At 62.3% G+C, this 20386-nt stretch carries 13 protein-coding genes and 1 tRNA gene; 5 read left to right on the top strand and 9 right to left on the bottom strand.

What is annotated here, in order from left to right; genetic code table 11:
• Window positions 1–16 precede the first annotated feature (16 nt).
• Window positions 17–1480: a betaine-aldehyde dehydrogenase gene (betB, locus tag NKK47_RS11820; protein WP_352576881.1), complete on the top strand. Its 1464-nt coding sequence runs from the start codon at window positions 17–19 to the stop codon at window positions 1478–1480.
• Here the strand turns inward: betB and NKK47_RS11815 are convergent.
• On the bottom strand, window positions 1444–3714 hold the full coding sequence (locus tag NKK47_RS11815; protein ID WP_352454283.1) for an AGE family epimerase/isomerase: 2271 nt from the start codon (window positions 3712–3714) through the stop codon (window positions 1444–1446). The genes betB and NKK47_RS11815 overlap by 37 nt on opposite strands.
• A 17-nt stretch (window positions 3715–3731) precedes the next feature.
• Entirely contained in the window at window positions 3732–5246 is a 1515-nt protein-coding gene (locus tag NKK47_RS11810; RefSeq protein ID WP_502904989.1) for a phosphomannomutase/phosphoglucomutase, read from the bottom strand.
• A gap of 205 nt (window positions 5247–5451) precedes the next feature.
• On the opposite strand from NKK47_RS11810, the gene NKK47_RS11805 reads away from it, so the two are divergent.
• Both NKK47_RS11805 and NKK47_RS11800 read left to right on the top strand, forming a co-directional pair.
• Window positions 5452–5528 (top strand) — tRNA-Pro (locus tag NKK47_RS11805).
• 149 nt (window positions 5529–5677) lie between these two features.
• Window positions 5678–7054, top strand: a complete 1377-nt coding sequence (locus NKK47_RS11800; protein WP_352576877.1) for a site-specific integrase — start codon at window positions 5678–5680, stop codon at window positions 7052–7054.
• Here the strand turns inward: NKK47_RS11800 and NKK47_RS11795 are convergent.
• The 4 genes from NKK47_RS11795 to NKK47_RS11780 all read right to left on the bottom strand — a co-directional run bounded on the left by NKK47_RS11795 (window position 7029) and on the right by NKK47_RS11780 (window position 12441).
• Complete coding sequence (locus NKK47_RS11795) at window positions 7029–8648, bottom strand: ABC transporter ATP-binding protein (RefSeq protein ID WP_352576875.1); 1620 nt, start codon at window positions 8646–8648, stop codon at window positions 7029–7031. The genes NKK47_RS11800 and NKK47_RS11795 overlap by 26 nt on opposite strands.
• A gap of 1 nt (window position 8649) precedes the next feature.
• The gene (locus tag NKK47_RS11790; protein WP_352454280.1) at window positions 8650–9768 is read right to left on the bottom strand and encodes an ABC transporter permease; all 1119 of its coding nucleotides are present in this window, start codon (window positions 9766–9768) and stop codon (window positions 8650–8652) included.
• A complete protein-coding gene (locus NKK47_RS11785) occupies window positions 9761–10684 on the bottom strand; it encodes an ABC transporter permease subunit (protein WP_352454279.1) in 924 nt (307 codons plus the stop codon). The genes NKK47_RS11790 and NKK47_RS11785 overlap by 8 nt, the downstream gene beginning before the upstream one ends.
• A 164-nt stretch (window positions 10685–10848) precedes the next feature.
• Window positions 10849–12441 (bottom strand): peptide ABC transporter substrate-binding protein, encoded by a 1593-nt coding sequence (locus NKK47_RS11780; RefSeq protein WP_352454278.1) that lies wholly within the window; start codon window positions 12439–12441, stop codon window positions 10849–10851.
• Window positions 12442–12822: 381 nt separating this feature from the next.
• Here NKK47_RS11780 and NKK47_RS11775 point away from each other — a divergent pair, with 381 nt between their 5' ends.
• Window positions 12823–13302 carry a TadE/TadG family type IV pilus assembly protein gene (locus NKK47_RS11775; RefSeq protein WP_352454277.1) on the top strand — a complete coding sequence of 160 codons (480 nt, stop codon included), beginning with the start codon at window positions 12823–12825 and terminating at the stop codon, window positions 13300–13302.
• A 46-nt stretch (window positions 13303–13348) separates the two neighbouring features.
• Window positions 13349–15088: a pilus assembly protein TadG-related protein gene (locus tag NKK47_RS11770; RefSeq protein ID WP_352576917.1), complete on the top strand. Its 1740-nt coding sequence runs from the start codon at window positions 13349–13351 to the stop codon at window positions 15086–15088.
• A gap of 16 nt (window positions 15089–15104) precedes the next feature.
• Here NKK47_RS11770 and bglA read toward each other — a convergent pair whose 3' ends face one another.
• Genes bglA through NKK47_RS11755 form a run of 3 tightly spaced genes read right to left on the bottom strand, consistent with a single transcriptional unit; the run spans window position 15105 to window position 20384 of the window.
• Entirely contained in the window at window positions 15105–16730 is a 1626-nt protein-coding gene (gene bglA, locus NKK47_RS11765; protein WP_352576873.1) for a beta-galactosidase BglA, read from the bottom strand.
• Complete coding sequence (gene glgX / locus NKK47_RS11760; protein ID WP_352576871.1) at window positions 16723–18756, bottom strand: glycogen debranching protein GlgX; 2034 nt, start codon at window positions 18754–18756, stop codon at window positions 16723–16725. The genes bglA and glgX overlap by 8 nt, the downstream gene beginning before the upstream one ends.
• A complete protein-coding gene (locus NKK47_RS11755; RefSeq protein WP_352576869.1) occupies window positions 18756–20384 on the bottom strand; it encodes an alpha-D-glucose phosphate-specific phosphoglucomutase in 1629 nt (542 codons plus the stop codon). Before NKK47_RS11755 ends, glgX begins: the two co-directional genes overlap by 1 nt.
• Window positions 20385–20386 lie beyond the last annotated feature (2 nt).

The following is a 20386-nucleotide window of genomic DNA, read 5'->3' as shown; positions in this document are numbered from 1 at the left end:
GATTTGGAGAACAGTCATGCGCGCCCAGCCAACGGCATCGCATTATGTCAACGGCCGCTATATCGACGACGAGCGCGGCGCAGCGCTGCCGGTTATCTATCCGGCAACCGGCGAGACCATCGCCATGCTGCGCTCGGCGACGCCGAACGTGCTGGAGCTCGCGATCGAGGCGGCGCGTGCAGCACAACCGGCCTGGGCGCGGCTGAAGGCGGTCGAACGCGGCCGCATCCTGCGCCGCGCCGCCGACATTTTGCGCGCGCGCAATGCCGATCTGGCGCGCATCGAGACGCTGGATACCGGTAAGCCGATCCAGGAGACGCTTGTTGCGGACGCCCCGTCGGCGGCCGACTGCCTGGAATATTTCGGCGGCGCCGTCGCCGCCTTTAATGGCGAGGCCGTGGATCTCGGCGGACCCTTTGCCTATACCAGGCGCGAGGCGCTCGGCGTTTGCGTCGGCATCGGCGCCTGGAACTATCCGATCCAGATCGCCGGCTGGAAATCCGCACCCGCCCTCGCCATGGGCAATGCGATGGTTTTCAAACCATCGGAAAACACGCCGCTATCAGCGCTGGCGCTCGCCGAAATCTACACCGAGGCCGGGCTGCCCGACGGGCTGTTCAACGTGGTGCAGGGTTTTGGCGATGTCGGCGCCGGCCTTGTCGGCCACGATGTCGTCGCCAAGGTCTCGGTGACCGGCTCGGTGCCAACCGGCCGCAAAGTGCTGTCGCTCGCCGGCTCAAAGATGAAGCACGCAACGATGGAGCTCGGCGGCAAGTCGCCGCTGATCGTCTTCGAAGACGCCGACCTCGAAAACGCCATCGGCGGCGCGATGCTCGGCAATTTCTATTCGACCGGCCAGATCTGCTCCAACGGCACGCGGGTCTTCGTGCAGAGTAGCATCCATGACCGTTTCGTCGAGAGGCTGACCGAACGGACGAAGAAAATCCGCATCGGCGATCCGCTCGATCCGGACACGCAGATGGGGCCGCTCGTCTCGAAGGCGCAGCACGACAAGGTGGTCTCTTACATCGAGGCCGGCAAGCAGGATGGCGCGGTGCTCGCCTGCGGCGGCAACGTGCCTTCGCTGCAGGGTTTTCAGGGCGGCTTCTTCGTCGAGCCGACGGTGTTCACCGGTGTCGTCGACACGATGCGCATCGCCCGCGAGGAGATTTTCGGGCCGGTCATGAGCGTGCTGAAATTCGACAGCGAGGACGAGGTGATCGAGCGCGCCAACGATACCGAATTCGGCCTCGCCGCCGGCGTGTTCACGCGCGACCTGGCGCGCGCCCATCGTGTCATCGCCGAACTGCAGGCCGGCATCTGCTGGATCAACGCCTACAATCTGACGCCGGTCGAAATCCCCTTCGGCGGCTTCAAGCAGTCCGGCATCGGCCGCGAGAATTCGCTCGCGGCACTGGCGCTCTATTCGCAGCTGAAGTCGGTCTATGTCGAGACCGGGGATGTCGCCAGCCCGTACTGATCCTTGGGCGCCGTGCCGTCCAGATACTGCGTCAGCGCGCAGACGAGATGATAGAAGATGCTGGCCGGCACCTCGCTCGCCAAGGAGCGGCCACGCTCGTCGATGCGGTCGATCCACAGGCCGAGCGGTGCCGGATTGATGTGCCAGCGGAACAGCCGGCCGACACGCGCCTCGATTTCCGGCTTCAGGTCGGGACCGCCCGAACCGTCCAGCGCGATCGCCGCCTTGATCGCTTCGGCCTGCGGCCAGCTGCGCGAGACGCGGTCGAGCGGCAGTCCTTGCCGCGAGACGGCGCCGTAGGCGAGGCCCGTGGCGCGGTTCAGGCCATTGGCAATCGCCGACGCGTAAAGCTTCCGGGCAAGGCCGGTCAAGCCGCTCTGGCCGCTGCGGCCGGCGAAGTCGACCAGCAGCGAGGCCCATTCGAAATGATGGCCGGGTTCGGTCCACGTGCCCTTCCCGCCAGGGGCCGGCCGCCATTCATGGTCGAAATACTCACCCAGCGTCCAGCTTTCCGGGTCGAAGAAATGGCTGCGAAATAGATCGACGATGCGCGCGGCGCGACGAAGATAGGCGCGCTCGCCGGTCGCCTGATGCCAGGCCAGGAATGCCTCGAGCAGATGCATGTGCGGGTTGGAGCGGCGCTCGCCCTCGCCGCTCGAGGTCTCGCGGAAGCCGGTCAGGCGTTCGTCCTCGAGATGCGCGTCGATGAACGCAAAGGTCTCCTGGCCAAGCCGCAACGCATCGGGATTGCCGCACATATGGGCATGCGCCAGCGCCAGGAGCACGCAGGAATGGTCATAGGCATCCTCGGCGGCGTCGGCGACGGTGCCGTCGACGTTGAGCGTGCGTACCCAGCCGCCATTGTCGGTACGTCCGTGCCTGGCCATGAATTCGAGGCCGTGGCTGATCAGCCGATCGGCCGGGCCGTTCCAGCCGCGCGCCTTGGCGACGGCGAAGGCGTAGATCTGCCTGGCCTGCGTGCGCATGCGCTTGGGTTTCATCAGCGGGGCGGCATCGAAGCCGAGCGCCTCGTGGAACCCGCCGTGGCGCTCATCGACGCCGACCGTCGACCACAACGGCACCGTCTCCTCGAACAGCCAATGGTGCACGCGGCGCTGCCAGGCGCCGCTTTCGATGACGCGGTCGTCGGCGGGCGTGAACCTGGTCTCAAGGCGACCGCTCTTTTCGAGCTGCTCGACGATCTTCTTGACATTCTGGCTGTGGCTGACCGGCGCGACGAAAGTGGCGTCGGCGGTCGACACGATGGCGACGTCCTTCAGGCCAATGGCCGACAGCAGGCGACCATCGCTGCGGATATAGGAGTTCTCGCAATCGATGGCGACCACGTCGCCGACGATGACATTGCCCTGCGTGTCGGAGGGGCCGACGTCGAGCAGCGATTGCCAGGAGCCGAGATCGTTCCAGCGAAAGCCGGCCGGCACCATGGCGATGCCGCTGGCGCGCTCCATGATCGCATAGTCGATCGATGTCGATGGGATGGCGGCATAGAGCTCCAGAGGCATGTAGAGGCCGGAAAGATCCGATGTCGCAGCCTGGTAGGCAGCCTCTGTGGCGCTCCAGATGTCGGGCTGGAAGGCCATGAACGCGTCGCGCATGGCACTGGCGCGAAACAGGAAGATGCCGGTGTTCCAGTAGAAATTGTCGGCCTCGAGATAGCTCTGCGCCGTGGCGAGATCGGGTTTTTCGACGAAACGCGAGACATCGCAGATGCCATCGCGCTCGCCGGCCACCTCGATGTAGCCGTAACCGGTCTCGGGTTGGGCGGGCTTGATGCCGAACACCACCAGCCTGCCCTGGCGCGCGGCCGCCGTGCCGGCCTCGATGCTCCGCCAGAATTGCTGTGGCGTCGCGATCTCATGATCGGACGGCACCACCAGCACCAGGCTATCGCCGAATTCCGACAGCGTGCGCAGGCTTGCCAAGGCGACGGCCGCGGCGGTGTTGCGTCCGGTCGGCTCGAACAGCGGGCCGCCGCCGGAAAGCTCGTGACCGGCAATGTCGGCATGAACGCGGTCGGCATGCCTTTCCGAGGCAATCAGGAAAACCGGCGTTTCGCCTTCCGGCCGCGCGGTCAACCGGCGCAGCGTCTTGGCCAGCATTGAGCCGTCGCCGGAGAAATCATGGAACTGCTTGGGATTGTCCTCGCGCGACAACGGCCACAGCCGCGAGCCGACGCCGCCGCTCATCACAAAACTGACGATCCGTTCGGTCATGAAAACAAGCCTCGTGCTCAAAAGGTCTGATTGTAGGCGCCGACTTCGGGGCTGCGGCGCAGCACCGCATCGACGGCTTCGAACATCTGCCGGCGCCGTTCGGACGATACCGGGCTCTCCACCACCACCACAAGCTCCGGCTTGTTCGATGATGCGCGCACCAACCCCCAGGTACCATCCTCCGCCACGACCCTGACGCCGTTGACGGTGATCAGTTCGGCGATCTTCTGGCCGGCGAAGACCGTACCCTCGTCCTTCATCTTGCGAAAGTCGCCCACAACGCGCTCGACGACGCCGTATTTGAGCTCGTCGGCACAATGTGGCGACATAGTCGGCGTGCCGAAGGTCAGCGGCAGATCGCGATACAGGTCGGCCATACTGCTTTGCGGGCTGCGATCCAGCATCTGGCATATGGCGATAGCCGTGACCAGGCCATCGTCATAGCCGCGGCCGATCGGCGGATTGAAGAAGAAATGGCCCGATTTTTCGAAACCGGCGGCGGCGCCGAGTTCGGCGACGCGCCGTTTGATATACGAGTGACCGGTTTTCCAATAGTCGGTGACCGCGCCATTTTCCCGCAACACCTTGTCAGTCATGAACAATCCGGTCGACTTGACGTCGACGACGAAAGTCGAGCCGGGATAGAGGTGCGAAATGTCGCGCGCCAGCATGACGCCGACCTTGTCGGCGAAGATCTCGTTGCCTTCATTGTCGACAACGCCGCAGCGATCGCCGTCGCCGTCGAAGCCTAGCCCGACATCGGCGCCCGTTTCCAGCACCTTGTCGCGAATGGCGTGCAGCATCTGCATGTCTTCGGGGTTGGGGTTGTAATTGGGGAACGTATGATCGAGCTCGACGTCGAGCGGGATCACCTCGCAGCCGATCCTTTCCAGTGCCTCGGGAGCGAAAGCCCCGGCGGTGCCGTTGCCGCAGGCGGCCACCACCTTGAGCTTCCTCGAGATACGCTTTCCCGCTGTCAGATCGTCAAGGTAGGTTTCGCGGAAGTCCGCAACGAAGTCATAGGAGCCGCCACCGACAAGATCGAAATCGCCGGACAGCACAATCGCCTTCAACGCACTCATCTCCTCCGGACCAAAAGTCAGCGGGCGCGCCGCGCCCATCTTGACGCCGGTCCAGCCATTCTCGTTGTGCGAGGCAGTGACCATGGCGACGGAGGGCGTGTCGAGCGCGAACTGGGCGAAATAAGCCATCGGCGACAGGGCCAGCCCGACATCCTTGACCCGTGCGCCGACCGCCATCAGCCCGGAAACCAGCGCGAGCTTTATGGCAAGCGAATAGGAGCGGAAATCGTGACCGGTGACGATGTCAGGTCCGGCACCCAGGCGACGGATTAGCGTGCCGAGCCCCATGCCGAGCGCCTGGACGCCGATCAGATTGAGTTCCGGCGTTTCGTTCGAGCCGGGATGGCCGAACCACCAGCGCGCATCATATTCGCGAAACCCGGAGGGTTTGATCAGCGCCGAGGTTTCAAACTCAAAAGTGTTTGGTCTGACATCGCTAACGATCTTCATCGACAAGGCTGCTTACTCCAGGCGGCGGAATCAGGTGCTTCGAGGCAAGTGGACGGTTACCCAGAAGCCCTTTAAGCCGTGTTTGTGCGACAGGAAACTGAAACCTGTATGACGTGGCGGCTAAAGAGAAAGAAATGCGACAGAAGCGCTGCCATTGGCGCTTGCAGTAACCAAACGCGGCGGCTATAAGCCCGCGGTCTGGTCACGGAGTGTAGCGCAGCCTGGTAGCGCACATCGTTCGGGACGATGGGGTCGCAGGTTCAAATCCTGCCACTCCGACCAGAAAAAACATTGTCCAACCCGGGAGGCAATGGCTCAGGGCTCGTAGGGGCTCTTCCAAGTTGCGCCTGTACATTCGACAAAAAGAGGTTTGGCCGAGGAGAGGCTACGCGGTGCCCGCAGTGGCGTCGGATCGCGGCTATTGCCAACGCATGTTCGTCACCGAAAAAGCGAGATTTCCAAGGCACCGGAAACCTCCCCCGCTTCGAAACGCCAAATCGTCCCGTGAAGGCCGGCGTGAGATTTACACCTCAGTTGCAACCGGAACATGGGATAGCCCGAGCCACCATTTTGATGCGGCTGTCAGCTACCCTCCGGGAATGCACCAAGACTCGTCGTCCGGCGGGAAAGCCAAGCCGGCGCGATTCTGCGCCGCCTTTCGCAAGTCTTTGCATCTCACGGCACTATCGCCCATTTTGCTTGTTGCAAAGCCGGTCTTGTTGCCTCTTCTAGTGATCCCCGTCCGCAGGACGAACAACTTCGGAGCAAAAAAGGGGACCATTGTGACGACCCATCATCATGCCCGCACGGGAGCGGTGTCTAGCGCTTCAGGTATGCTGCGCCCTCAACTCGGGCCTGCCGCCGTCGGCAAATATCAGCCCCCGATCTCCAGGGCAGATGCCCGCCGCCTGACTGTCGGTGACATCCTCGCCGCCTATACCGAAGGACGCCAGGCCAAGATTGCCGGTCGCAAGGAATTTCTCGCCAGGATGCGTTTTCTGAACGAATTCTTCGGCACCGAGCCGGTCGCCAACATCAATGGAGATCGCTGCCGCGCCTATGTCGAGCACCGTTCGCGCGAGCGCAATCGGGTAGAGCGTGAGCGAATCGCCAAGCTCAACGCTGCGGCGATGGAGACCCGCCGTGCGTTACTCCCGGCGTGGCGAGACAAGGACTTTACATCAGGCCCGCGTCGCGATCTTGAGGACCTCCGCTCGGCGATCAACTTTTGGGCCAAGGAATACGGTCTCGATCCGAAGCCGTCCGTCACCTTGCCAGACAAACCAGCAGCGCGCGAGCGCTGGCTGACGCGCGAGGAAGCAGCGGGACTGCTGCGCGCGGCATTGCGGCTGCGCCGGAAGCACGGTCAGTACGCTCATCTCTGCCGCTTTATCATTGTGGGGCTCTACACTGGCTGCAGACATCGTTCAATCCTGCAACTCAATTGGGATGGCGAGGCCGCACAAGCTTGGCCGGACCTAGGCCGCGGCGTGCTCTATTGCAAAGATCAGCACGCGAAAAAAAGCAAGAAATGGCGTCCGCCGGCGCGACTGCCGTCACGGCTGATCGCCCATATGCGCCGCTGGAAGCGTATCGATTGCGACTGCGGGCCGGTCGTCCATGACAGCCTGGGCGAACCGACAAAGCGCATCGAGAAGGCGTTCCGCACCTGCCGCGTGGAAGCCGGGCTCGGCGACGATGTCACCCCGAATGTGCTTCGCTACACCCGCGCCATGTGGCCTGTGCTGTGCGACGTCGACATGTGGCGGATCGCCAGCAAGGCTATGCGCTCAGGCGAAATCGCGTGACATCGATGGCCGCGGCCATCAGTGTCTGTGTGTAGGTTGCCTGCGGATTGCTGAAGATCGCCTCGGCCGGCCCCTCCTCGACGATCTTGCCCTGCTTCATGACGATGATGTAGTCGGCCATGGCGCGCACAACGGCGAGATCGTGGCTGATGAACAGATAGGACAGTTCGTGGTCGGCCTGCAGCTTGCGCAGCAATTCGACGATCTGCTTCTGCACCGAGCGGTCCAGCGCCGAGGTCGGCTCGTCCAGCACCACCACTTTCGGCTTGAGGATCATGGCGCGCGCAATGGCGATGCGCTGCCGCTGGCCGCCGGAGAATTCGTGCGGATAGCGGTTGCGCGTGTTCGGATCGAGCCCGACTTCGAGCAAGGCATCGACCGCGCGGAGATCGCGCTGCCTGCCCGACAGATTGGGCTCGTGGACCAGAAGCCCCTCGGTGATTATCTGGCCGACGGTCATGCGTGGCGACAGCGAGCCGAATGGATCCTGGAAGACCAGCTGTAATTCGCGCCGCAGCGGCCGCATCGCCTGGCGGTCAGCGTGGGAAATGTCGCGGTCGCCAAGCCGGATGATGCCATCGCTGGGCAGGAGCCGCAGCAAGGCGCGGCCGAGCGTCGATTTTCCCGATCCGGATTCGCCGACGATGCCGATCGTCTGGTTGCGCTTCAGCCGTATCGAAATGCGATCGACGGCGCGCAGCAGCAGCGGCTCGCCGCCAAGAAATCCGCCGCCGATCTTGAAGGTCACCTCGACGTTCCTGCCTTCAAGCAGGACAGGGGCATTCGGAGGCGGCGGCGCCTTGGTGCCGGTCGGTTCGGCGGCAAGTAGCATCTTGGTGTAGCCGTGCTGCGGGTTGGCGAAGATCGCTTCCGCCTCGCCCTCCTCGACCACCTCGCCATAGCGCATCACATAGACCCGATCGGCAAAGCGCCGGACGATGCCGAGATCGTGGGTGATGAAGACGATCGCCATGCCGAGCTTGCGCTGCAATTCGGCGAGCAGCATGAGAATCTGCGCCTGGATGGTGACGTCGAGCGCGGTCGTCGGCTCGTCGGCGATCAGTATGTCGGGGTCGTTGGCCAGCGCCATGGCGATCATGACGCGCTGGCGCTGACCGCCCGACAACTCGTGCGGATAGGATTTCATCCGCCGCTCCGGATCGGGAATATGGACCAGCCGCAGCAGCTTGAGCGCCTCCTCGCGCGCCGCGGCGGCGCCAAGTCCGCGATGCTTGCGGATCGGCTCGATCAGCTGGTTGCCGATCGAATAGAGCGGGTCTAGCGAAGTCATCGGCTCCTGGAAGATCATGCTGATCTTGCGGCCGCGGACCTTGTTGAGCTCGGGCTTGCTCAAGGTCAAAAGATTGCGGCCACGATAATCGACCGTGCCGGTGGCTTCGCCGTTCGAGGCGAGCAGGCTCATCGCCGCCATCATCGTCTGGCTCTTGCCGGAACCGGATTCGCCGACGACGGCGACGGTCTCGCCTGATTTGACGTGGATATTGATGCCCTTCACCGCCTCCACCACACCGTCGAGGGTGCGGAAGCGGACCCGAAGGTCCTTGACGCTGAGGATGGTTTCGGAAGCGGCCATCTCAACGATCCTTCGGGTCGAGCGCGTCGCGCAGCCCATCGCCGACGAAATTCAGCGCGAACAGCGTGGAGACGAGAAAGAAGGCCGGGAACAGAAGCAGCCAGTTGGCCGAGCCGATGTTCTGGGCGCCAACCGAGATCAGCACGCCCCAGCTGGTCATCGGCTCCTGGACGCCGAGCCCGAGGAACGACAAAAAACTCTCCAGGATAATGACCTGCGGCACCAGCAGCGTCATGTAGATCACCACCGGCCCGAGCAAATTGGGGATCACATGGCGCAGCAGAATGCCGCGCTGGCCGACGCCCATCGCCTCCGCCGCCTGGACATATTCCTGCCGGCGGATCGACAGCGCTTGTCCGCGCACGATGCGCGCCATGTCGAGCCACAGCACCGCGCCGACCGCCAGGAACATCAGCACGAAGTTCCTGCCGAAGAACACCACCAGCATGATGACGAAGAAGATGAATGGCAAAGAATAAAGCACGTCGACGACACGCATCATCACCTCGTCGACCCTGCCGCCGGCAAGGCCGGCGGTGGCGCCGTAGAGCACGCCGATGACCACGGCCACAATGCCGGCAAGCAGACCGATGGCCAGCGATATGCGCCCGGCCATCAGCGTTCGGGACAGGAGATCGCGGCCGGTATTGTCGGTGCCGAACAGGAAATATTGCTGCTTGATCGAGGCACTCATCACCATTTCGAGACCGTCCGGCGATTTGCTCTCGATCTTTGTGTCATCAAAGGTATCGGAACGATCAAGGTAGCGGATGTTGCGGTCGTCGATCGGCTTGGACGATTTGACGGTAACGAACACACGGCTGCCCTCCTGCCGCCACTCCTTGATGTCGACGCGCATACGCCTGATCGCCTCATCGAGAGCGCCTTCGATCATGTCGGCCTTCGGATAGGCGGAGAAGCTCGGCGGCGTACGGACATAGTCGGCATAGATGGTGGTGTATTGGTGCGGCACGAAATAGGGCCCAAACACGCTGATGACGGCGATGAAGGCAAGATAATAGAGGCTGAACATGGCCGCGCGATTGGCCTTGAGGCGCGCCCAGGCGTCACCCCACAGGGACCGGCCGACGACCGGTGCGGCAACTGCGATATCAGTCATAGCGCACCCTCGGATCGACGACCCCATAGAGGACGTCGACGATCAGGTTGAAGACAATGGTGAAGAGCGCGATGACCACCACCGTCCCCATCACCAGTGTGTAGTCGCGGTTGAGCGCGGCAACGACAAAATGGCGGCCGATGCCCGGGATAGAGAAGATGGTCTCGACGATGATCGAGCCGGTGAGAAGGGCTGCAGCTGCCGGACCGGTGAAGGAGACGATCGGCAGGATGGCGCCGCGCAGTGCATGCTTGACGACGACTGACCAGTCGGACAGGCCGAGGGCGCGCGCGGTGCGGATGTGATGCGAGTGCAGCGATTCGATCATCGAGCCGCGCATCAGGCGGGCAACGATGGCGATCTGCGGCAGAGCGAGCGTCAGCACCGGGCCGACCTTGTTGATGAGGGCTCCATCGCCCCAGCCACCGATCGGCAGCAGCTTCCAGGTCAATCCGAATACAAGCTGGATTACCGGGGCGATGACAAAGGTCGGTATGGTGCTGCCGGCGGTCGCCAGCGCGATCACCGAATAGTCGGCAAGCTTGTTCTGGTTGAGCGCGGCAACAGTGCCGAGCACGGTGCCCAGGAGCAGCGCCAGAACGAGCGCCGAAGCGCCGAGTTGGATCGAGATCGGCAGGCCTTCCCTGAACAGCTCGCCGACGGTGAAATCCGGCATGTTGTAGCTGGGACCGAAATTGCCGCGCAGAAGATTGCCTAGATAATGGAGGTACTGCAGCCAGAGCGGGTCGTTGAGGCCGAACTGGGCTTCGAGATTGGCTCTGATCTCGGGGCTCAGGCCCCGCTCCTGGTTGAACGGTCCGCCCGGTGCGACGCGTATCAGGAAGAACGCCATGGTCACGATGACGAACAGCGTCGGGATGGCGGTCAGTAGCCGCCGGAATACGTAACGCAGCATCGATGCCCCGCTTGATCCAGAGCAGCGCGTCCGGCTGGACGATTGCGCTCTAGCCTTCAAATCTTCGCACCGACATTGTCGAAAATCGAATCCGGTTCCCGGGCCGATGCGATGGCAAACCAGCGCCGCCGCGCATTGAGTTGCGCGGCGGCCTGGCTAAGGGATCAGTCCTTGCTGATGAAGCGGGACGGATGGATGTCCATCACATTGTCGTCGAAGCCATGCAGCTTCGAGGAAACGATGTCGTGGTAGCTATAGTAGAGGATCGGAATGTTGCCGACCTCATCGACGAGGATGCGTTCGGCCTTGGCGAGCTCCTTCATGCGCTCTTCGGGCTTGCCGCCGGCGGCGGCGGCCTTGTCCATGGCCTCTTCGTATTTCGGGCTGTTGTAGTTCGAGTAATTATTGCCACTAGCCTTGCGGGAGATGCCAAGGAAAGTTTCCGGATCCTTGTAATCCGCAATCCAGGCGGCACGCGCGACGTCATAGTCGCCCTTCTGCTCGAGGAAAGAGTAGTGGGTCTTGGTATCGGTGTTGAGCAACGTGATCTCGACGCCAAGCGGCTTCAGCTGTTCCTGGATGGCGACAGCGGTGTTTTTGTGGTTTTCCGAGGTGTTGTAGCGGATTTCCATCTTCAACGGATGCTCGGGCGTATAGCCGAGCTTCTCCAGTATTTTCTTGGCTTCATCCTCCCGGTCGATCTGCGGCATGTCGGCGTATTTGGCCAGTGCCGGCGTGTAGCCCTCGATCCCCGGAGGCACCATCGAATAGCCGGGCAGCATCGAATTCTGCCAGACTTTTTCGGCAAGGAAGTCGCGATCGATCGCCATCGAGATGGCGTTGCGCAGTTCGACATTGTCCCACGGCGCCTTATCGGTCTTGATCGCATAATAGTAGGTGCCGAGATATGGCCCGACACGGACCTGGTCGCCGAATTTGGCCTTGAGGTCGCCGAGCTGTTCCGTCGGCAGGTCACCGTAGCTGTCGAGTTCGCCAGCCTCGAAGCGCTTCATCGCCGACGAACGATCCTCGGTCGGGATGTAGTTGACCACGTCGAACTTGACGCTCGCGGCATCCCAGAATTTCGGATTCTTGACCAGCTTCAGATGGTCGTTGGGAACCCACTCTGCCGCTGTAAAGGCCCCGTTGGAGACCAGCTTGCCTGCCTTGATCCAGTCGGCGCCAAGCTTTTCGATCGACGCCTTGTTAACCGGATAGGTCGCCTGATGGGTCAGCATCTCCAGGAAGTAAGGCGTTGGCGCCTTGAGCGTGACTTCCAGGGTATTTGCGTCAATCGCCTTGACCCCCATATCCTCCGGCTTGCCCTTCTTGGTGTTGACTTCCTCGGCACCCTTCACTGGATAGAGCATGGAAGCGTATTCGGCAGCGGTGGCCGGATCTTCCAGCCGACGGAACGAATAAACGAAGTCGTCCGCCGTCACCGGGCTGCCATCCGACCAGAGGCCGTCCTTGCGCAGCTTGAAGGTGTAGACAGTGCCGTCGTCGGACACCGTCCAGCTTTCGGCGGCGCCCGGAATGAGATTCGTCTTCTGGTCATGCATGACGAGGCCCTGGAACAGGTCGCGTATGATATCGGCTTCGTAGACCGTCGAGGTCTTGTGCGGGTCGAGCGTCTCCGCTTCGGCGGCGGCTCCGCGGTTGTAGACGGTCTCGGCGAAAGCCGGCGTGTAGAACGTACCGGCGGCCAAGACCATGGTCGTGGCGAGTACCGTCGCCTTCAGCACATGTTTCAGCATGGAGTTCTCCCTAATGACGTCGCCCTTCGGCCACGTCTCTAAGTGTTGACGCCCCCGAAACCGATTGGTTGGTTCCTTTCGAGCGCGCAGCCGGTTCCCTTTCCGGCAGCTGGTGGCCAAACAGTAACGTGGAGATTTTTTATTTCAACAGACTCTCGGGGTCACGCAAAGTAAGGGGCCGGGACAGTCGCCTTGCGAGCGGCCAATCAATGGTCAAAGCCATGAGTTTGACTGGGTTTCCTGGCCAGAACGCCGATCTGAGAAATAATCTGGCCGATCATTTCAGTTTACCGGAATGTATTAATTGGTTCTTAGGCAACCAAGGGTTACAAATTTCAATGGGATCGGCACATCGACCTTGAGTTCCAACGGGCAAGGGCAATGAACAAGATAGACAGTAACACTGTCGCATTAAAGCGTAAAATATTGCGCCAAATACGGGCGAATCTACGCAAAATTGGAGATGAGTCCGGAACTTCCGCGGTCGAATTTGCCCTGCTTTCGCCGATCTTTATCCTGCTCGTGCTCGGAATGGTTGCATATGGTATCTATTTTGGTGCAAGCAACTCCTTGCAGCAAATCGCCGCCGATGCCGCGCGAACTGCGATTGCCGGATTGAATCAAACCGAGCGCCAGGCGCTGGTGGCGAGTTTCGTCAAAAACAATGCCACTGGATACCCGTTCGTCGATTCCGGCAAGCTGACCTACCAGGCGACGGACAGCACGGCCGACGGAAATCAGTTTGTCGTGTCAATCCAGTACGATGCCAGCAACCTGCCGATCTGGAACCTGTTACCAAGCCTTGCGATGCCGCAAACCACGATCTCGCGCAGATCTACCATCAGGATTGGAGGCATTTGAAATGTCGCAGTTCTTGCTGAGGAGCATCGGGCGGATCGCTCGCTCGATGGTTGGCGACAAGAAGGCGAACTTTGCCGTCATGACGGCGCTGATAGCGCCATTCGCGCTGGGGCTGGCGGCCTTCGCTGTCGACGAAGGTTCGATCTACACGGAGCGCAGGGAGGCCCAGGCGATGACCGACCTGGCGGCGATCACCGCGGCGTCGAACATCAAAGATATGGAAGCCGCGGCGGTAACCACGCTCAGTGACAACCGAATGCCCGGCATCATTGTTCAAAAGCCAGGTCAGACAATCGTTCCCACGGTTGGCAAAACCGTCGTGTCGGTGACCGGCGGCCGATACTCAGCGGCGTCCTCCATTGGCGTCGACAAGCGCTTCGAAGCCGGTAAAGCGCCTTACAACGCCGTTCGCGTCACTCTGCAAAAAATCCCCGCCCGGTATTTTGCCAGTTCGCTCATCCCTACTCCGGTCGTCGGCACGGAAGCCATTGCCAGCGTGACCCCACAAGCGATGTTCTCGGTCGGGTCCAGGCTCCTCAGCGTCAATGGCGGCATCCTCAACGCGCTTCTCAGCAAGTTGCTGGGCGCCAACATTTCGCTCAGCGTCATGGACTACAACGCGCTGATCTCGGCCGATGTCAACGTGCTTTCGTTCGTCGATGCCCTTGCCGTACAGTTGCAACTGACAGGTGTCAGCTATTCCGACGTTCTGGCTTCAAAAGCGACGGTAGGCCAGATCGCGACCGCCATGGCCAATGCGTCCGGGTCGGGCAGCGCCAGCAAACTTGTGCTGCAGACGATCGCGTCGAGGGCCACCAACACGGTCAAGATACCCCTCAGTCATCTTATCGACCTTGGCTCGATCGGTAGGCTCGGCCTCGGACAAAAGTCTCCCGGCTTTTCCGTCGACGCAAGCGCGATGGGCATGCTGGGTGCCGCCGCCTCGCTGGCCAATGGCTCAAACCAAGTCCAGGTCGATCTCGGCGCCACTATTCCGGGACTTACCTCCACCACGCTCGCCATCGCCATCGGTGAGCCAATGCAATATTCACCCTGGCTGGCCGTCGGGGAAAAAGGCACCGTGGTGCGCACCGCGCAGACACGAATCAAGCTGGTCACCACAGTGGGCATCGGCAATTCCAATCTGGGCGGCGGCATCAGTCTGCTGTCGGTCAACCTGCCTCTGCATGTCGACGTCGCCTATGCGGAAGCCAAGCTGACCGACATCAGCTGCCCGACGGGCCGGCCGGATAGCATCAAGGTCTCGATCGCCGCGCAGCCAGGCGTGGCCTCGCTGCACCTTGCCACCAGCGACGCCGACAACAACCCATCGGCCTTCGCCGATTTCAGCAATCCGCAATCGTTCTCCGATGCCACGATTGCACAGGTAAGCGTAAAGCTTCTGCTGCTCACCCTCAATCTGCTCGATGTGAAGGGTTCGTCATCACTTGCCATCACCAACAACGATCCGACCACATTGACGTTCGACAGCACCGATATCGCCAGCAAGACGATAAAAACTGTCGCCACAAAAAACCTGACGCAATCACTCACGACATCGCTGGTCAGCGGCCTCTCGCTCTCGGTCAATGCACTGGGCCTCGGGCTGGACGTGACGGCCCTGCTCGGAACGGTTAAGCCGGCAGTGGTAACGGTTCTGAACGGCGTGACTGCGCCGGTCGACGAACTGGTCTATAACGTGCTTGCAGCTGTCGGCGTGCATGTCGGCGAGGCCGATGTGCGGGTTGTCGGCGCGACTTGCGGGCGCTCCGTGCTTGTTCAATGAGATGATGAAATAGAGCTCAGCCGATCCGGCCGAGGAAGCAGCCCAGCGGCGGCAGCGACAGAGTTCTTTCCTGCAAGACGCCGGCAGCACCGCCAAGGTCTATCAGCTCTATCGCTTCCAGATCCGGTGGCAATTGCCAGCCGGCCGGCTCGTCGGCGAAATTGAAGACACACAGCAGCTTTTCGTCACCGCCTTCGCGAATGAAAGCAAGGACGTCGCCTTCGGCATCGAGGAACCGGATCGAGCCTCGAACCAGCGCCGGATGCTGCTTGCGCAAGGCCAGCATCGCCCGGTAGCTCGCCAGGACGGACGTTTGCTCGCCGTCCTGGACGTCGACCGCCCGGTCGCGATGGCTTGCCGGGACCGGAAGCCACGACTTGCCCGTCGAAAAGCCGGCATTGTCGGCGCCAGCCTCCCAGACCATCGGCGTTCGGCACCCATCCCGCCCCTTGATCCCCGGCCAGAAGCGGATGCCGAAAGGATCGCGCAAATCCTCGAACGCCAGTTCGGCCTCCTCCAGCCCGAGTTCTTCGCCCTGGTAGAGGCAGATCGATCCGCGCAGGCAGGAAAGCAGCACGATCGAGAATTTCGCCACCCTGTCCGGATCGCCGCCCGGCCTTGTCCATCGACTGACATGGCGCACGACATCGTGGTTGGAGAACGCCCAGCAAACCCAGCCGTCGAACACCTTACTCTCGAAGGCCTCGACACAGCCACGCACATGCGACGCCGAGAATTGCGGGCCGAGCAGGTCGAACGTGTAGGACATTTGGAGCTTGTCGCCACCGCCGGTATAGGCGGCGAGTGTTTGCAAGGAACGCGTTTCGTCGCCAATCTCGCCCACAGCGGCGCGGCCTTCATATTCGTCAAGCAAGGCCCGGAAGCGCCTGAGGAAAGCAAGGTTTTCCGGCTGGCTCTTGTCGAACAGATGCTCCTGATAGAGATAGGGGCTGGTTGCCGCATTGGTGTCGGCCACGCTTTCCGCCAAAGGCGGGTTGCTGCGCAGCCAGCGGTCGTGGACGTAATAGTTGACCGTATCCAGCCGGAAACCGTCGACGCCGCGCTCGAGCCAGAACCGCACCGTTTCCAGCAAGGCGTCCTGCTCCTGCGGGTTGTGGAAATTCAGGTCCGGCTGCGAGGCGAGGAAATTGTGCAGGTAATATTGCCTGCGCGTTGCGTCCCATTCCCAGGCCGGGCCGCCGAAAAGCGACAGCCAGTTGTTGGGGGCGGTGCCGTCGGGCTTCGCATCGGCCCAGACGTACCAGTCGGCCTTGGGGTTGTCGCGGCTCGTGCGGCTTTCGACGAACCATTCGTGCCGATCCGACGAATGCGACAAGACCTGATCGATGATCACCTTCAGGCCGAGCCGGTGTGCCTCGGCAATCAGTGCGTCGAAATCCTCTGATGTGCCGAACATCGGATCGACGGCGCAGTAATCCGAAACGTCGTAACCCATATCGGCCATTGGCGACTTGAAGAAAGGCGACAGCCAGACGGCGTCGACACCCAGCGATGCGACATGGGCCAGCCTCGAGGTGACGCCGCTGAGATCGCCGCTGCCGTCGCCTGTCGTGTCCTGGAAGGAGCGCGGGTAGATCTGGTAGATGACGCAGCCGCGCCACCATTCGGCATTGTCAGCCATCCTGGCTCTCCCCTGCGCCCGCCCGCGCGGCCCTGCGTTCGATCATGAACATGACCGTTCGCCCAGGCACCGGCCGTGAGATGTCGCCAGTATCCGTTTCGATGGCAGGGCGCCAATGAAAACCGGCCCGTTCCGGCAGCGTGAACATGCAGGCCCGGCGGTCGCCATTGATGACCACCGCAAGGCGACTGTTCTCACCGCTACCGAGAACCATGACCAGCCGGCGCCGCCTGGCATCGTGCCAGGCTGCCTCGTCGAACGGCATGCCGGTTTCCGTCAGCCAGGCTACGTCTGGTATTTCCGAGCCCGCAGGCTGTTCTCCGGTCAGGAATGTTGTGTCCAAGAGCGCCGGCACGGCACGACGCATCTTGGCGAGCAGAGCCGTATGGTGCTCGAGCGCCAGGTCGCGCCCGGCCCAGTCGAGCCAGGTGATGTCATTGTCCTGCGCGTAGGCGTTGTTGTTGCCGCGCTGCGTGCGGCCGAACTCGTCGCCGGCCGTCAGCATGGTCGTGCCGCGCGAGGCAAAGAGCGTCGCCAGCAGCGCGCACTGGTCATCGAAACGGGCCGTAACGATTGAACGGTCGCCGGTCTCGCCCTCGAGGCCATTGTTCCAGGACAGGTTGTCGTCGTGGCCATCGCGGTTCTGTTCGCCATTGGCCTCGTTGTGCTTGTGCTCATAGGCAACGATATCGGCCAGCGTCATGCCGTCATGCGCGGCGATGAAGTTGATGCTGCGGCTCGTTGTCTGGCCTGGTTTGGCAAAGACATCGGACGAACCGGCAAGCCGCGTCGCCAAGGCACCGATAATGCCGCCCTCGCCGCGCCAGAAACGGCGGATATCGTCACGGCATTTGTCGTTCCATTCGAGGAAGGGCGGCGGAAAATTGCCGAGCTGATAGCCATCCGGTCCGATATCCCAAGGCTCGGCGATCAGCACCCGGTCGCCAAGAACAGGATCTTTGCGAATGGCGTTCAGCAGCGGCGCATCGGCGTCGAAAACGCCGTCGACGCGGCCGAGGATCGGCGCCAGGTCGAAGCGGAAACCGTCGACACCGGCGCGCTGGACAAAGTGGCGAAGCGCGTCGAGGACCATTTCCCGGACGACCGGATGATCGCACGCAACCGTATTGCCGGTTCCGGTGTCATTTACCAGAGCGCCGTCCGGCTCGTGCCGATAATAGGCGCGGCTGTCGAGGCCGCGCAGCGACAATGTCGGGCCGAGCCGGTCGCTTTCGCCGGTGTGGTTGAACACCAGGTCGAGAATGGTGCCGATGCCGGCCTCGCGCAGCGCGGCGACCGTTCCGCGCAACTCGGCCAGACCGCCGGGCGCCAGTCGCGGATCGAGCGCCATGAAGGTCACGGGATTATAACCCCAGGCGTTGCGCAGACCGAGCGGCGGTAAATGCCGTTCGTCGATCGATGCAGTCACCGGCATCAACTCAATGGCTGCCACGCCGAGTTTTTGCAGATGCTCGACAACGAGGGGGTGAGCGAGCGCTCCAATGGTGCCGCGTTGCTTCTCGGGAATGTCCTTATGCAGCTTTGTGAACGCGCGTACCGGCACCTCGTAGATGAGGCCGCCGGACCGAAACAGAGGCGGCAAGGCAGGCAAGGGTTCCGGCAAGGCGCCGGCGATGGCTTTCGGCATCAGCGGCGCCGTGTCGGCCCCCTCGCCCCGGCGCGCGGCTAGCCGGCCGTCATAGGCATAGGGCCTGTCGATCTCGACGGCATAGGGATCGGCCAGCAGCTTGTCGGGATCGAACCAGAAACCGTGTTCCGGCGCGTAGTCGCCATCGGCACGGAACCCGTATCGGGTGCCGGCGGCGAGACCGGCAACAAAAAGTGCGTGGACGCCCTCGCCTTCCGACTGGAGTTCCAGCCGGTCGATTTCGCGGTTGCCGCGCGCGTCGAAGATCGAGACCCAGATGCGCCGAGCCGACGAGGACCATGCGGCGAAGCGGATGCCGCCCTCCCCGGCAAGCCCGCCAAATCGCGGACGATAGCCGGCGGATAGTCCCGACGACATCAGGTGATGACGCTCGGCTTGGCGCGGCCGGTATGGCTGCGAATCCCGGCAATGTCGTCGGCCGCCGCGATCAGATCGGCAAGCGCCTCCTGGGTGTCGAGATCGTGGCGGTTCTTGTCCGGCTCGTAGCGCTCGACATAAAGCCGCAGCGTCGCGCCCGAGGTGCCGGTGCCGGACAGGCGGAAGACGACGCGTGAGCCGCCTTCGAACAACACCCTGATGCCCTGGTTCTTGCTGACCGAGCCGTCGACCGGATCGTGATAGGCGAAATCATCGGCGCTGGCGATCGTCATGCCGCGCACGCTGGTGCCAGGCAGCGAGCCGAGCTTGGCCCGCAGCTCGTCGACAAGCGCGTTGGCACGGTCGGTCTCGACCTCCTCGTAGTCGTGGCGCGAATAGTAATTACGGCCATATGCCGCCCAATGCCGGGTGACGATCTGCTTGGCGCTTTCGCCGCGCACGGCAAGGATGTTGAGCCATAAAAGCACAGCCCACAGGCCGTCCTTTTCGCGGACATGGTTGGAGCCGGTCCCCGCACTCTCCTCGCCGCAGATCGTTGCCATGCCGGCATCGAGCAGATTGCCGAAAAATTTCCAGCCGGTCGGCGTCTCGTAGATGCCGATGCCGAGCTTTTCGGCGACCCGGTCGGCAGCACCGCTGGTCGGCATCGAGCGGGCGATGCCTTTCAGCCCGGCCTTGTAGCCCGGCGCCAGATGGGCGTTGGCGGCGAGCATCGCCACCGAATCAGACGGGGTGATGAAAATTCCCTTGCCGATAATCAGGTTGCGGTCGCCGTCGCCATCCGAGGCGGCGCCAAAGTCTGGCGCATCCGGCCCCATCATCTCGTCGCAGAGGTGTTTTGCGTGCACCAGATTGGGATCGGGATGATGGCCGCCGAAATCCGGCAGCGGAATGAAATTGCGGGCGGTGCCGTTGGGCGCGCCGAGCCGGTTTTCGAGGATCTCCTTGGCGTAGGGGCCGGTCACCGCATGCATGGCGTCGAAGCGCATGCGGAAGCCCGACTTGAACAGCGCCCGCAATGCGTCGAAATCGAACAGGCTTTCCATCAGTTCGGCATAGTCGGCGACAGGATCGATGATTTCGACGGTCATGTCCCCCGTCTTGACCGTGCCGATCGTGTCGATGTCGACCTGCCCGATATCGGCGATCTTGAAGCTTGAAATCGCCTTGGTTTTTTCGAAGATCGCGTCGGTCAGCTTTTCCGGCGCCGGGCCGCCATTGCCGGCATTGTACTTGATGCCGAAATCCTCATGCGGACCACCCGGATTGTGGCTGGCCGACAGGATGATGCCGCCAAAGGTCTTGTATTTGCGGATGACATGCGAAGCGGCCGGCGTCGACAAGATGCCGCCCTGCCCGACCATCACCTTGCCGAAGCCGTTTGCCGCGGCCATGGCGATGGCCTTCTGGATGACCTCGCGGTTGTAGAAGCGGCCGTCGCCGCCGATCACCAGGGTTTTGCCCTCGAACCCGTCCAGCGCATCGAAGATCGACTGGATAAAGTTCTCGGCATAGTGCTCCTGCTGGAACACCGGGACTTTCTTGCGCAGCCCGGAGGTGCCGGGTTTCTGGTCGGGATAGGGTTTGGTGGCGACGGTGCGGATCATCA

The organism is Mesorhizobium sp. M0019 (genome assembly GCF_040323975.1).
Lineage (GTDB): Bacteria > Pseudomonadota > Alphaproteobacteria > Rhizobiales > Rhizobiaceae > Mesorhizobium.
This window is presented reverse-complemented; position numbering and strand designations above follow the sequence as displayed.